Origin of the sequence: Flavicella sp. (genome assembly GCF_029238425.1) — a bacterium.
In the GTDB taxonomy this organism is placed as follows: domain Bacteria; phylum Bacteroidota; class Bacteroidia; order Flavobacteriales; family Flavobacteriaceae; genus Flavicella.
This window is the reverse complement of the sequence record NZ_JAQWGB010000053.1, coordinates 13,906-27,260: the sequence shown is the minus strand read 5'-3', so window position 1 is coordinate 27,260 and position 13,355 is coordinate 13,906. Positions and strand designations below refer to the sequence as shown.

21 protein-coding genes are annotated in these 13,355 nt (G+C 34.7%); all 21 read left to right on the top strand.

The features are described from left to right. The 21 genes from rplN (at position 1) to P8H68_RS03410 (ending at position 13,305) form a co-directional block, all read left to right on the top strand. The gene (gene rplN, locus P8H68_RS03510; RefSeq protein ID WP_300321670.1) at positions 1 to 369 is read left to right on the top strand and encodes a 50S ribosomal protein L14; all 369 of its coding nucleotides are present in this window, start codon (positions 1 to 3) and stop codon (positions 367 to 369) included. A gap of 11 nt (positions 370 to 380) precedes the next feature. After that, positions 381 to 689, top strand: coding sequence for a 50S ribosomal protein L24 (gene rplX / locus P8H68_RS03505; protein ID WP_300321667.1), 309 nt, complete (start codon positions 381 to 383; stop codon positions 687 to 689). A gap of 1 nt (position 690) precedes the next feature. Then, on the top strand, positions 691 to 1,242 hold the full coding sequence (gene rplE, locus P8H68_RS03500; protein WP_300321664.1) for a 50S ribosomal protein L5: 552 nt from the start codon (positions 691 to 693) through the stop codon (positions 1,240 to 1,242). A 3-nt stretch (positions 1,243 to 1,245) separates the two neighbouring features. Then, positions 1,246 to 1,515: a 30S ribosomal protein S14 gene (rpsN, locus tag P8H68_RS03495; RefSeq protein ID WP_300321662.1), complete on the top strand. Its 270-nt coding sequence runs from the start codon at positions 1,246 to 1,248 to the stop codon at positions 1,513 to 1,515. A gap of 249 nt (positions 1,516 to 1,764) precedes the next feature. Then, positions 1,765 to 2,163, top strand: a complete 399-nt coding sequence (rpsH, locus tag P8H68_RS03490; protein WP_300321660.1) for a 30S ribosomal protein S8 — start codon at positions 1,765 to 1,767, stop codon at positions 2,161 to 2,163. Positions 2,164 to 2,178: 15 nt separating this feature from the next. After that, complete coding sequence (rplF, locus tag P8H68_RS03485; RefSeq protein WP_300321659.1) at positions 2,179 to 2,724, top strand: 50S ribosomal protein L6; 546 nt, start codon at positions 2,179 to 2,181, stop codon at positions 2,722 to 2,724. Positions 2,725 to 2,741: 17 nt separating this feature from the next. Beyond that, positions 2,742 to 3,095, top strand: coding sequence for a 50S ribosomal protein L18 (gene rplR, locus P8H68_RS03480; RefSeq protein WP_300321656.1), 354 nt, complete (start codon positions 2,742 to 2,744; stop codon positions 3,093 to 3,095). A gap of 10 nt (positions 3,096 to 3,105) precedes the next feature. Then, positions 3,106 to 3,630, top strand: coding sequence for a 30S ribosomal protein S5 (gene rpsE, locus P8H68_RS03475; protein ID WP_300321653.1), 525 nt, complete (start codon positions 3,106 to 3,108; stop codon positions 3,628 to 3,630). Between the two features lie 11 nt (positions 3,631 to 3,641). Beyond that, positions 3,642 to 3,824, top strand: a complete 183-nt coding sequence (gene rpmD, locus P8H68_RS03470; protein ID WP_300321652.1) for a 50S ribosomal protein L30 — start codon at positions 3,642 to 3,644, stop codon at positions 3,822 to 3,824. 14 nt (positions 3,825 to 3,838) lie between these two features. Then, positions 3,839 to 4,288 carry a 50S ribosomal protein L15 gene (rplO, locus tag P8H68_RS03465; RefSeq protein ID WP_300321649.1) on the top strand — a complete coding sequence of 150 codons (450 nt, stop codon included), beginning with the start codon at positions 3,839 to 3,841 and terminating at the stop codon, positions 4,286 to 4,288. 15 nt (positions 4,289 to 4,303) lie between these two features. Continuing rightward, positions 4,304 to 5,647 carry a preprotein translocase subunit SecY gene (secY, locus tag P8H68_RS03460; protein WP_300321646.1) on the top strand — a complete coding sequence of 448 codons (1,344 nt, stop codon included), beginning with the start codon at positions 4,304 to 4,306 and terminating at the stop codon, positions 5,645 to 5,647. Position 5,648: 1 nt separating this feature from the next. Continuing rightward, a complete protein-coding gene (gene infA / locus P8H68_RS03455) occupies positions 5,649 to 5,864 on the top strand; it encodes a translation initiation factor IF-1 (protein ID WP_093668881.1) in 216 nt (71 codons plus the stop codon). An 11-nt stretch (positions 5,865 to 5,875) separates the two neighbouring features. After that, positions 5,876 to 5,992: a type B 50S ribosomal protein L36 gene (gene ykgO / locus P8H68_RS03450; protein ID WP_013621733.1), complete on the top strand. Its 117-nt coding sequence runs from the start codon at positions 5,876 to 5,878 to the stop codon at positions 5,990 to 5,992. Positions 5,993 to 5,995: 3 nt separating this feature from the next. Continuing rightward, positions 5,996 to 6,370: a 30S ribosomal protein S13 gene (gene rpsM, locus P8H68_RS03445; RefSeq protein ID WP_300321639.1), complete on the top strand. Its 375-nt coding sequence runs from the start codon at positions 5,996 to 5,998 to the stop codon at positions 6,368 to 6,370. A gap of 12 nt (positions 6,371 to 6,382) precedes the next feature. Further along, on the top strand, positions 6,383 to 6,766 hold the full coding sequence (gene rpsK, locus P8H68_RS03440; protein ID WP_152285502.1) for a 30S ribosomal protein S11: 384 nt from the start codon (positions 6,383 to 6,385) through the stop codon (positions 6,764 to 6,766). An 81-nt stretch (positions 6,767 to 6,847) separates the two neighbouring features. Continuing rightward, positions 6,848 to 7,453: a 30S ribosomal protein S4 gene (rpsD, locus tag P8H68_RS03435; RefSeq protein ID WP_300321633.1), complete on the top strand. Its 606-nt coding sequence runs from the start codon at positions 6,848 to 6,850 to the stop codon at positions 7,451 to 7,453. 20 nt (positions 7,454 to 7,473) lie between these two features. Beyond that, positions 7,474 to 8,466 carry a DNA-directed RNA polymerase subunit alpha gene (locus P8H68_RS03430; RefSeq protein WP_300321630.1) on the top strand — a complete coding sequence of 331 codons (993 nt, stop codon included), beginning with the start codon at positions 7,474 to 7,476 and terminating at the stop codon, positions 8,464 to 8,466. Between the two features lie 63 nt (positions 8,467 to 8,529). Next, on the top strand, positions 8,530 to 9,015 hold the full coding sequence (gene rplQ, locus P8H68_RS03425; protein WP_300321628.1) for a 50S ribosomal protein L17: 486 nt from the start codon (positions 8,530 to 8,532) through the stop codon (positions 9,013 to 9,015). Positions 9,016 to 9,186: 171 nt separating this feature from the next. Further along, positions 9,187 to 10,287 carry a glutamine-hydrolyzing carbamoyl-phosphate synthase small subunit gene (gene carA / locus P8H68_RS03420; protein ID WP_300321625.1) on the top strand — a complete coding sequence of 367 codons (1,101 nt, stop codon included), beginning with the start codon at positions 9,187 to 9,189 and terminating at the stop codon, positions 10,285 to 10,287. Positions 10,288 to 10,447: 160 nt separating this feature from the next. Continuing rightward, on the top strand, positions 10,448 to 11,737 hold the full coding sequence (gene eno, locus P8H68_RS03415; RefSeq protein ID WP_300321622.1) for a phosphopyruvate hydratase: 1,290 nt from the start codon (positions 10,448 to 10,450) through the stop codon (positions 11,735 to 11,737). A gap of 281 nt (positions 11,738 to 12,018) precedes the next feature. After that, the gene (locus P8H68_RS03410; protein ID WP_300321619.1) at positions 12,019 to 13,305 is read left to right on the top strand and encodes a citrate synthase; all 1,287 of its coding nucleotides are present in this window, start codon (positions 12,019 to 12,021) and stop codon (positions 13,303 to 13,305) included. Positions 13,306 to 13,355 lie beyond the last annotated feature (50 nt).

Genomic DNA, 13,355 nt, shown 5'->3' with positions numbered 1-13,355 from the left:
ATGTTACAGACAGAATCAAGATTAAAAGTAGCAGATAATACTGGAGCTAAAGAAGTTTTAGTAATTAGAGTTTTAGGAGGAACTAAAAAGCGTTACGCTTCGATCGGAGACAAAATTGTTGTTTCTGTAAAAAGTGCAACTCCTAACGGATCTGCAAAGAAAGGACAAGTTCATAGAGCAGTTGTTGTAAGAACTACAAAAGAGATCAGACGTAAAGACGGATCTTATATCAGATTTGATGACAATGCATGTGTATTGTTAAATGCTTCTGAAGAGATGACAGGAACTCGTGTATTCGGACCTGTAGCTAGAGAACTTCGTGATAGACAATTCATGAAAATTGTATCATTAGCACCTGAAGTGCTTTAAAATTATAAAAAATGGCGAAGCTAAAATTAAAGACAGGAGATAACGTAAGAGTTATTGCTGGTGATCAAAAAGGAAAAGAAGGAAAAATCACTCGAGTTTTTGCAGAAAAGAACAGAGCGATTGTAGAAGGTGTTAATTTAGTATCTAAACATACTAAGCCGAGCGCTCAAAGCCCTCAAGGAGGAATTGTGAAGAAAGAAGCTTCTTTAGATGTTTCTAATCTTGCGTTGTTAGAAGACGGTAACGTAACGAAAGTTGGTTATAGATTAGAAGATGGAAAGAAAGTTCGTTTTTCTAAAAAATCAGATAAAGCTATATAATATGAGTTATATACCAAGACTAAAAGAAGATTACGGAACAAGAATTGTATCTGCCTTGACTGAAGAGTTTGGATACAGTAACGTAATGCAAGTACCGAAATTAGATAAGATCGTTATTAGTAAAGGAGTTGGTGCTGCTATTGCTGATAAAAAGTTAATCGAGTATGCTGTTGAAGAATTGGCTACGATTACAGGTCAGAAACCAGTTGTTACTCTTTCTAAGAAAGATATCGCGACATTTAAATTACGTAAAGGTATGCCGATTGGTGTAAAAGTTACGTTGAGAGGTGTTAAGATGTATGAGTTTTTGGATAGATTAATTACTGCTTCATTACCACGTGTAAGAGACTTTAACGGAATCAAAGCCAATGGTTTTGATGGACGTGGAAACTATACATTAGGAATTACTGAACAAATTATTTTCCCTGAGATCAATATTGATAAAGTGAATAAGATTGGTGGAATGGATATTACATTTGTAACTTCTGCGCCAACTGATAAAGAAGCTAAATCATTATTAACTGAAATGGGATTACCATTTAAAAAGAACTAAGATATGGCTAAAGAATCAATGAAAGCCCGTGAGGTGAAAAGAGAGAAAGTTGTAGCTAAGTATGCAGAGAAAAGAAAAGCTTTGAAAGAAGCTGGTGATTACGATGCTTTACAAAAGTTACCTAAAAATGCATCTCCAATCCGTTTGCACAATCGTTGTAAGTTGACTGGAAGACCTAAAGGTTATATGCGTCAATTTGGAATTTCTCGTGTGACTTTCCGTGAGTTGGCAAACCAAGGTTTGATCCCAGGTGTAAGAAAAGCTAGTTGGTAAACTACCAATTAACAATATTAAAAACTCTATTTCTTTGGAAATAGAGTTTTTTTTCATATAAATTTCAGAAAGGTTGAAGATATTATACATATTTTAGTATCTTTGCACGCTGTTATTTGTATGAGAATGACTGAATTCAACGAAAATTGACCTCGAAAGGTGCGATTTTGTTGAGAAAAAATGAATATAAATTGATTTCAGGTTTTGTCTTAGAGTAAGACGAAAAACCGTAATCGCAAATAAGTATATATGTACACAGATCCAATTGCAGATTATCTTACAAGGATAAGAAATGCTGCAGCAACCGGACACAGAGTTGTGGAAATTCCTGCTTCAAACCTGAAGAAGAATATGACCAAAATTTTGTTCGAGCAAGGTTACATTTTGAGCTACAAGTTCGAGAGCACTACTGTTCAAGGAACTATCAAAATTGCCTTAAAGTATGATGCTGACTCTAAAGAGCCAGTGATTAAAAAATTAGAACGTATTAGTACACCAGGACTAAGACAGTATGTGAATGCATCAGAGATGCCTCGCGTATTGAATGGTTTAGGTATTGCTATCGTTTCAACTTCTAAAGGTGTGATGACTAACAAGAAAGCACGTCAAGAGAATGTTGGAGGAGAGGTTTTATGTTACGTTTATTAATAAAGAGATAGTATTATGTCAAGAATAGGAAAAAACCCAATCGCAATCGCAGAAGGTGTGACCGTTACTATCGCTGGTAATTCAATTACTGTAAAAGGTAAATTAGGTGAATTGACTCAGGAAGTTAATGGAGGTATCACAGTAAAACAAGAAGAGAATACTTTAATCGTTGAAAGACCGTCAGACAGTAAAGCTGATAGAGCTAACCACGGTTTATATAGATCTTTGATCAGTAATATGGTTCAAGGAGTTGCAACAGGATTTACTAAAGAATTAGAATTAGTAGGTGTTGGATATAGAGCTTCAAACCAAGGACAAAAATTAGATTTAGCCTTAGGATTTTCTCATAATATCGTTTTGGATATTGCTCCAGAAGTAAAAGTTGAGACAGTTTCTGAAAAAGGTAAGAATCCAATTGTAAAGTTAAGTTCATTTGATAAGCAATTAGTAGGTCAAGTAGCTGCTAAGATCCGTGGATTCAGAAGACCAGAGCCGTACAAAGGTAAAGGTGTTAAGTTTGTTGGTGAAGAATTAAGAAGAAAAGCAGGTAAATCTGCATAATTTATAGAAAATATATTATGGCATTATCAAAGCTTGAAAGAAGACAAAGAATTAAATCTAGAATTAGAAAAGTTGTTTCTGGTACATCTGCAAGACCTCGTCTTTCTGTTTACAGAAGTAACAAAGAAATCTATGCTCAGATTGTTGATGACGTAGCGGGAACTACTTTAGTATCTGTTTCGTCTAGAGATAAGGGAGTTGACGCTAAGGGATCTAAATCCGAAGTAGCTACTACAGTTGGAAAAGCAGTTGCTGAAAAAGCAATCGCAGCAAAAATCGAAACAGTTTCTTTTGATAGAAATGGGTTTTTATACCACGGAAGAGTTAAAGCATTAGCTGAAGCAGCTAGAGAAGCTGGTTTAAAATTTTAAGAAGTAAAGTATGTATCAAAAATATAAAAACGTAGAATTAGTTAAGCCAAGTGGTTTAGAGCTTGTTGATCACTTAGTAGGTGTAAACAGGGTTACTAAAGTAACGAAGGGTGGACGCGCATTCGGATTTTCTGCAATTGTTGTTGTAGGAGATGGAAACGGAGTTGTAGGTCACGGTTTAGGGAAATCTAAAGATGTTGCATCTGCAATTGCAAAAGCAATTGAAGACGCTAAGAAAAACTTAGTTAGAATTCCAATTATCAACGCTACTTTGCCACATGAGCAAAAAGGGAAGTTTGGTGGAGCAAGAGTATTCTTGAAGCCTGCATCTCATGGTACTGGAGTTATTGCCGGTGGAGCTGTACGTGCGGTATTAGATTCAGTTGGAGTACATGATGTATTATCAAAGTCTCAAGGATCTTCTAACGCTCATAATGTAGTAAAAGCAACTTTTGACGCTTTGTTACAATTACGTAGCGCTCATACTATTGCTAAGCAAAGAGGAGTTTCTTTAGATAAAGTTTTTAACGGATAAATCGAAGAACGATGGGAAAAATTAAAATAAAACAAGTAAAAAGCCAAATCAGACGCGAGGGTTCTCAAAAGAAAACCTTAATAGCTTTAGGGTTACGTAAACTGAATCAAGTTGTAGAGCACGAAGCTTCAGCAACGATACTTGGTATGGTAAATAAGGTTAATCACTTAGTTTCTGTAGAAGAAATTAAATAAACAATATTCACGTAATGAGTTTAAATAACTTACAACCCGCAGCTGGTTCAGTTAAAAAGGGTAAGAGAATAGCAAGAGGTGAAGGTTCTGGTAAAGGTGGAACTGCAGCTAGAGGTCACAACGGTCAAAAATCACGTTCAGGATATTCAAGAAAAATTGGATTTGAAGGTGGTCAAATGCCTTTGCAAAGACGTGTTCCTAAGTTTGGATTTACAAACATTAACCGTAAAGAGTATCAAGGAATCAATCTTGATAAATTGCAAGAGTTTTTGGATGCAGGAAAAATTACTGAGACTGTAGATTTAGCATCTTTAGTAGCATCTGGTTTAGCTCACAAAAATGATTTAGTAAAAGTACTAGGTCGTGGTGAGTTAAAAGCAAAGTTGAACATTACTGCACATAAATTTACTGCATCTGCCAAAGCGGCAATCGAAGCAGCAGGTGGAACAGCAGTAACTTTATAAGAAAGATTTAAGTAAATGAAAAATTTTATAGAAACCTTACAAAACATTTGGAAAATAGAAGAACTTAGAAATAAGATTCTTTTAACACTTGGTTTAATGGCGGTTTACCGTTTTATGGCTCAAATTCCTCTTCCAGGAATTGATCCTACTCAGTTGACAGCTTTGGAAAATCAAGCAGATGGAGGTCTGTTAGGTTTGTTAAATGCATTTACAGGAGGGGCGTTTTCTAGAGCATCTATAATGGCTCTAGGGATTATGCCATATATTTCTGCTTCAATTGTAGTTCAGTTAATGGGAATCGCGGTTCCTTATTTACAGAAGCTTCAAAAAGATGGTGAAAGTGGAAGAAAGAAAACTACACAAATCACACGTTGGTTGACTATTGGAATTACTTTAGTTCAAGGACCTGCTTACATTACTAACATGGCTTCTATTTTGCCAGAATCTGCTTTTGTTGCAGATGCAGTAGTTGGTACTGGATTCTTCTGGTTCTCGTCTATGATTCTTTTGATGGCAGGTACTGTGTTTGCTATGTGGTTAGGAGAGAGAATTACTGATAAAGGAATTGGTAACGGTATTTCGTTATTAATTATGATTGGTATTATCGCTCGTTTCCCTTCATCTTTTGCACAAGAGTTAGCTTCTAAAACAGCTAGTGGTGGTGCAGGTGGAGTAATGATGATATTGTTAGAAATTGTAGTTTGGTTCTTAGTGATCTTGGCTTCAGTGTTACTTGTGACAGCGGTTCGTAGAATTGCGGTTCAATATGCAAGAAGAACTGTAGTGGGAGATGTTAAGGATGTGGAAGGTACAAGACAATACATTCCGTTAAAATTAAATTCAGCCGGTGTAATGCCTATCATTTTTGCACAAGCAATTATGTTTATCCCTGGAGCTTTGGCTCAAAAAGCAGAAGGATCTTTCCAAGCGATTGGAGCTAGTTTTGCTGATATGAATGGGTTAGGATACAATGTTTTGTTTGCTGTGTTGATTATTGTGTTTAGTTATTTCTATACTGCGATAACAATTCCAACAAATAAAATGGCTGACGATTTAAAGCGTAGTGGAGGGTTTATTCCGGGAATAAGACCAGGACATGAAACTGCTGAGAGATTGGATTCAATCTTGTCACGTATTACATTTCCAGGTTCATTGTTCTTAGCGTTGTTGGCAATTTTACCAGCGATCGCTGTTCAATTTGGAATTCAACAAAACTGGGCATTATTTTACGGGGGTACGTCATTGATCATTATGGTTGGTGTAGCTATCGATACTATTCAACAAATTAACTCTTACTTATTGAACAGTCATTATGACGGTTTGATGAAGGTAGGAAATAAAAGAAAATCATCATTGTAATATGGCTAAACAAGCTGCAATACAACAAGACGGAACAATTACTGAAGCATTGTCTAATGCAATGTTTAGAGTAGAACTTGAGAACGGTCATATCGTAACCGCTCATATATCTGGTAAAATGCGTATGCATTATATCAAATTGTTACCTGGCGATAAAGTGAAGTTAGAAATGAGTCCTTATGATTTATCTAAGGCTCGAATTACTTATAGATACTAAAACATTATACGATGAAAGTAAGAGCATCAATAAAAAAGAGAAGTGCCGAGTGCAAGATTGTGCGTAGAAAAGGCAGATTATATGTAATCAACAAAAAGAATCCTAGATTCAAACAAAGACAAGGGTAAGTTATGGCAAGAATAGCAGGAATTGACATACCAAAAAACAAAAGAGGAGTTATTTCTTTAACTTACATTTTTGGAATTGGTAGCAGTAGAGCTAAAGAAATTTTAGCGAACGCAGGAGTAGATGAAAGCATCAAGGTTCAAGATTGGACTGATGAGCAAATTGGAGCAATCCGTGAGCAAGCTGGATCATTCACTATTGAAGGTGAATTACGTTCAGAAACTCAATTGAACATCAAACGTTTGATGGACATCGGATGTTACAGAGGAATTCGTCATAGATCTGGTCTTCCATTAAGAGGACAAAGAACTAAAAACAACTCTAGAACAAGAAAAGGTAAAAGAAAAACTGTAGCTAACAAAAAGAAAGCTACTAAATAATAACTAGAAATTATGGCTAAATCAAATTCAAAAAAGCGTAAGGTTATTGTTGAGTCTGTGGGTGAAGCGCACATCACGGCTTCATTTAACAACATCATTATTTCTTTAACAAACAAAAAAGGAGATGTGATTTCTTGGTCATCTGCTGGTAAGCAAGGATTTAGAGGTTCTAAAAAGAATACTCCTTATGCTGCTCAAACGGCTGCAGAAGATTGTGCAAAAGTTGCTCATGAAGCTGGATTAAGAAAAGTAAAAGTTTATGTAAAAGGACCAGGTAACGGACGTGAGTCTGCGATCAGAACTTTGCATAACAATGGAATTGAAGTTACTGAAATCATTGATGTAACACCTATTCCTCATAATGGTTGTCGTCCACCAAAGAGACGTAGAGTATAATTAATTTTAAATTTGATTAGGAATTCGGTTGTCGGAGGAGTTCGCCTTAATTCACAATCCCTAATTATAAAACAATAAGAAATGGCAAGATATACAGGACCAAAAACTAAAATTGCTCGTAAGTTTGGAGAAGCGATTTTCGGAGATGACAAATCTTTCGAAAAAAGAAATTACCCTCCAGGGCAACATGGTAATGCAAGACGTAGAGGAAAGAAATCTGAATACGCAATGCAATTACAAGAAAAACAAAAAGCAAAGTATTCTTATGGAATATTAGAGCGTCAATTCAGTAACTTGTTTAAAAAAGCATCAAACAGTAAAGGTATTACTGGTGAAGTTTTATTACAATTATGTGAATCTCGTTTGGATAATGTGGTTTTCCGTATGGGGATCTCAAATTCTCGTAGAGGAGCTCGTCAGTTAGTATCTCACAGACATATCACTGTAAATGGAGAAATCTTAAACGTTCCTTCATATTCATTACAACCAGGTGATGTTATTGCTGTAAGAGAAAAGTCTAAATCTTTAGTTGCTATTGAAGATGCATTGGCTGCAAACAGCAATGTATACGAGTGGTTAACTTGGAATTCTGATACTAAGCAAGGAACTTTTGTTTCTGTACCAGAAAGACTTCAGATTCCTGAGAACATCAAAGAACAATTAATAGTAGAGTTATACTCTAAATAATTTTTGACACCCGTTAAACTATGGCAATTTTAAATTTTCAGAAACCCGACAAAGTAATAATGATTGAATCTACTGATTTTGAAGGTAGATTTGAGTTTAGACCTTTAGAACCAGGTTTTGGTTTAACAGTAGGTAACGCATTGAGAAGAGTATTACTTTCTTCTTTAGAAGGATTTGCAATTACATCTTTGAGAAAAGAAGGTGTTGAGCATGAATTCTCTACTATAGAAGGAGTTGTGGAAGATGTTACTGAAATTATCCTTAATCTTAAGCAAGTACGCTTTAAGAAACAAATTGAAGATACTGATAGAGAAACAGTTTCTATTTCAGTTTCAGGACAAGAGCAAATCACTGCTGGTGATATCCAGAAGTTTACATCAGGTTTCCAAGTATTAAATCCAGATTTAGTTATCTGTAACTTAGAAAGCAGTGTAAAGTTTGATATGGAAATTACTATCGAAAAAGGTAGAGGTTTCGTACCTGCAGAAGAGAACAAGAAAGTAAATGTGCCTATGGGAACTATTTTTACTGATTCAATTTACACTCCGATAAAGAATGTAAAATATGCAGTAGAAAATTACCGTGTAGAACAAAAAACGGATTATGAAAAATTAGTTTTTGACATCGTTACTGATGGTTCTATCAACCCAAAAGATGCATTAACAGAAGCAGCGAAAATTTTAATCCACCACTTTATGTTGTTCTCAGATGAGAGAATTACTTTGGAGGCTGATGAAATTGCTCAAACTGAAACATATGATGAGGAATCATTACATATGCGTCAGTTGTTGAAAACGAAACTAATTGATATGGATTTATCAGTTAGAGCGTTGAACTGTTTGAAAGCTGCAGAAGTTGAAACTCTTGGAGATTTAGTATCATTCAACAAAAATGACTTGATGAAGTTCCGTAATTTCGGTAAAAAGTCTTTAACAGAATTAGATGAATTAGTTCATGTTAAAGGTTTGAATTTCGGTATGGATTTAAGTAAGTACAAATTAGATAAAGATTAATCTTTCATAATTTGCTCTCCGCACAAGGCGGATTGAGCAAGATGAAAGCAAAAAACAAAAGTCATGAGACACGGAAAAAAATTCAACCATTTAGGGAGACAAACTGCACATAGAAAGTCTATGTTGGCTAATATGGCATGTTCATTAATTGAGCACAAGCGTATTAACACTACAGAAGCTAAAGCGAAAGCTTTACGTCAGTTCGTTGAACCGATTATCACAAAATCTAAAAATGACACTACGCATAACCGTAGATTAGTTTTTAGCGTTTTAAGAAACAAGTTTGCTGTTACTGAATTGTTTAAAGAAGTATCAGTAAAGGTTGCTGACCGTCCAGGTGGATATGTTCGTATCATCAAATTAGGAAACCGTCAAGGAGATAATGCTTCTATGTGTATGGTGGAATTAGTTGATTACAACGAAATTTACAATCCAAATGGAGCTAAGAAGAAAAAATCTACTCGTAGAGGAAGAAAGAAAGCTGACACTGTAGCGGCACCGGCTGCTGAAGCCCCTGCTGCGGAAGAAACTAAATCTTCTGAAGAATAAGATGTTATATCAATAACAATAATATAAAGGATAAACTAATTTTTAGTTTATCCTTTTTTTATATACGATAAGGAAATGTAATACGCATTTATTATCTTTGCACAGCGAAAAAAAGTACATTATAATTTTTGAGTTGAAACAGAAGTTTTAACGAACGTAGATCTTATACATATGAATTACAAGAATTTAAAAAGAGCAATTTTATTATTAGAAGACGGAACTATTTTCGAAGGTAAATCGGTAGGAATCGAAGGATCTTCATTTGGGGAAGTTTGTTATAATACAGGTATGACAGGATACCAAGAGATTTTTACGGATCCTTCTTATTCTGGTCAACTAATGGTTACAACCAATGCGCATATTGGTAACTATGGAGTGAATGATGACGAGGTTGAATCAGATGGTATTAAGATCGCTGGATTGATTTGTCGTAATTTCAGTTTTCCATATTCTAGAGATAGATCTAATGGATCTTTAGAAGAATATTTAGAGAAGCATAATTTACTTGCTATTACTGATGTTGATACAAGAGCATTGGTTAGTTATATTAGAGATAGAGGAGCGATGAATGCTGTTGTTTCTACTGATGTTGAAAATATTGAAGGTTTAAAAGCGCAATTGAAGGAAGTTCCTAATATGGAAGGTTTGGATTTAGCTTCAACAGTTTCTACTAAAGAACCATATTTTTATGGGGATGAAAATGCAACGTATAAGGTTTCTGCACTTGATTTAGGGATAAAAACAAATATCTTAAGAAATTTAGCAAAAAGAGATTGTTATATCAAAGTGTTTCCAAATACAGCTTCTTTAGAAGAATTGAAAGCATTTAATCCTGATGGATACTTTTTATCAAATGGACCTGGTGATCCAGAACCATTAAAGAATGCTCAAAAAGTTGCGGGAGAAATTATCGACCAAAACTTACCGTTATTTGGAATCTGTTTAGGACATCAAGTGATTGGAATTTCTCAAGGTGTTACAACTAAAAAGATGCATAATGGACATAGAGGGATCAACCATCCTGTGAAAAACTTAATTACTGGTAAAGGAGAAATTACTTCTCAGAACCATGGTTTCGTAATTGATAGAGCTTCTTTAGAAGGAAATGAAAATGTTGAAGTAACGCATATTCATTTAAATGATAATACAGTTGCAGGAATTGCGATTAAAGATAAGAACTGTTTCTCTGTACAATATCATCCAGAAGCAAACCCTGGACCACATGATTCTTCATATTTGTTCGATCAATTTATCGGAAATTTAAAGAAATAAAAACCTTAACGTTATCGTGATATGGCTGTTCTTAGATAGTGTTATATTGGAGCTTGAATTAACGAATACGATTTAGGAAATAAAATAGAAATAAGAAAGTAATTTATAAGTGCTTTTGTAAATTGCATACGAATTAAGAATAAACTAAAAAATAAATAAAATGAGCGTAATTATTAGCATTCATGCACGTCAGATTTTTGACTCAAGAGGAAATCCTACAGTAGAAGTAGATGTTATCACAGAAAGTGGAGTATTAGGTAGAGCAGCAGTTCCTTCTGGGGCTTCAACTGGTGAACACGAAGCTGTAGAATTAAGAGACGGTGGATCTGATTTTATGGGGAAAGGTGTTTTAACTGCAGTGAACAATGTAAACACTTCTATTGCTGAAGAATTATTAGGTTTTTCTGTATTTGAGCAAAATGCTATTGATCAAGCAATGATCGATATAGATGGTACGCCAAATAAATCTAAATTAGGTGCTAACGCAATTTTAGGAGTTTCATTAGCTGTAGCAAAAGCTGCTGCTAACGAATTGAATCAACCTTTATACCGTTATATTGGTGGAGTAAGTGCAAACACACTTCCAGTACCAATGATGAACATTGTAAATGGTGGATCTCATTCAGATGCGCCGATTGCATTCCAAGAGTTTATGATTATGCCAGTTATGGCTACTTCTTTTTCTCATGCATTGAAAATTGGATCTGAGGTATTCCATAACTTAGCTAAGATTTTACATGGTAGAGGATTGAGTACTGCAGTTGGAGATGAAGGAGGATTTGCTCCAACATTTGATGGAACTGAAGATGCTATTGAAACTGTATTATCTGCAATTGAAAAAGCTGGATATAAGCCAGGTGAAGAAGTAATGTTGGCATTGGATTGTGCTGCTGCTGAATTCTTCGAAGATGGTAAATATAACTATGCTAAGTTTGAAGGAGAAAATGGAGCGGTAAGAACTTCTGAAGAGCAAGCTGATTATTTAGCTGAATTATCTCAAAAATATCCAATCATTTCTATTGAAGATGGAATGGATGAAAATGACTGGGAAGGATGGAAATACTTAACTGAAAAAATCGGTGATAAAGTACAATTAGTTGGTGATGATTTATTCGTAACTAATGTTGAGCGTTTATCTAAAGGTGTTGAAGAAGGTATTGCTAATTCTATTTTGATTAAAGTAAACCAAATCGGAACTTTAACAGAAACTATTGCTGCTGTAAATATGGCCAAGAATGCTGGATTTACTTCTGTAATGTCTCATAGGTCTGGAGAGACTGAAGACAATACAATTGCTGATTTAGCAGTTGCTTTGAATACAGGACAAATTAAGACAGGTTCTGCTTCAAGATCTGATCGTATGGCAAAATACAATCAATTGTTAAGAATTGAGGAAGAGTTAGAAGAGCAAGCATACTATCCACAGGATAAAGCTTTCAAATTGAGCTAAGAATCTCATAATTATATTATAAGCCGTTTCATGTTCGAAACGGCTTTTTTTTGTTTAAAATCCACGGTGTTAATTGGAAAACCAATTATTGTTTTCACTACGATTTAGCGAAATTCACATATTTACACTAACACTATCCCTGTTCGTGGTTGAAATATTAAGTAATTAACAAAAATATATGGATTTTATTGCGAATTTTTTTGGTAGAAAAACAAGGGATTTTATGTAAATTTGCATCTCTTGGAAAGAGAAGCTTAAAATCCAACAAAAAAAATTAAAATATGTCTGAAACAGCGAAACTAAAAGTAAACGGTAAAGAATACGAATTTCCTTTATTAAAAGGAACTGAAAATGAATTAGCAATTGATATAAAATCATTGAGAGCCGCTACTGAAGGAGTTATCACGTTGGATTCAGGATATAAAAATACAGGGTCTTGTGAAAGTGCTGTAACTTTTTTAGATGGAGAAAAAGGTATTCTAAGATATAGAGGTTATTCTATTGAAGAATTGGCTAGCAAGTCTAACTTTTTAGAAAGTTCATATTTGTTGATTTTTGGTGAATTGCCAACAGCAGTAGAGTTGAAGAAATTCCATGATGATATCTTAGCTGAATCATTGGTTGATGAGGATATTAAAAAAATCTTAGATGGTTTTCCTAAATCAGCGCATCCAATGGGAGTGGTATCTGCCTTAACAAGTTCTTTGATAGCTTTTAATCCTGAGTCGGTTAATATCGAGTCAAGTGAAGATATGTACGATGCTATCGTAAAATTATTAGCTAAGTTTCCAGTGTTAGCTGCTTGGACGTTGCGTAAAAAACAAGGATTGCCATTAGATTATGGTGATGTGAATTTAGGCTATGTTGAAAACATGTATAAAATGATGTTCTCAAAGCCAAACTGTGAGTTCAAAGCGAATCCTGTTGTTTTAAATGCGTTGGATAAGTTATTGATTTTACATGCTGATCATGAGCAAAACTGTTCTACTTCTACGGTAAGAATTGTTGGTTCTTCTCATGCTGGTTTGTTTGCCTCTATCTCTGCAGGTATTTCTGCATTATGGGGACCATTACATGGTGGTGCAAATCAAGCTGTAATTGAAATGTTGGAAGATATTAAAAATGACGGTGGTGACTACAACAAGTATATCGCTAAAGCAAAAGATAAAAATGATCCTTTCCGTTTGATGGGATTCGGACATAGAGTTTATAAGAATTTTGATCCTCGTGCAAAAATTATTCAAGTAGCAGCAGAAGAAGTATTAGCTGATCTTGGAATTAATGATCCAGTATTGGAAATTGCAAAAGGATTGGAAAAAGTTGCATTGAGTGATGAGTACTTTAAATCTCGTAACTTATATCCAAATGTAGATTTCTATTCAGGAATTATTTACAGAGCTTTAGGAATTCCTGTTGAAATGTTTACAGTAATGTTTGCATTAGGTAGATTACCAGGATGGATTGCTCAATGGAAAGAAATGAGAATGAAGCATGAACCAATTGGACGTCCACGTCAGTTGTATACTGGAGAGGTTTTAAGAGGATTCGAGCCTATTGAGAAAAGATAATTAAATAAATTATATTTGAACCCCCATAGTTTTTCTATGGGGGTTTTTTG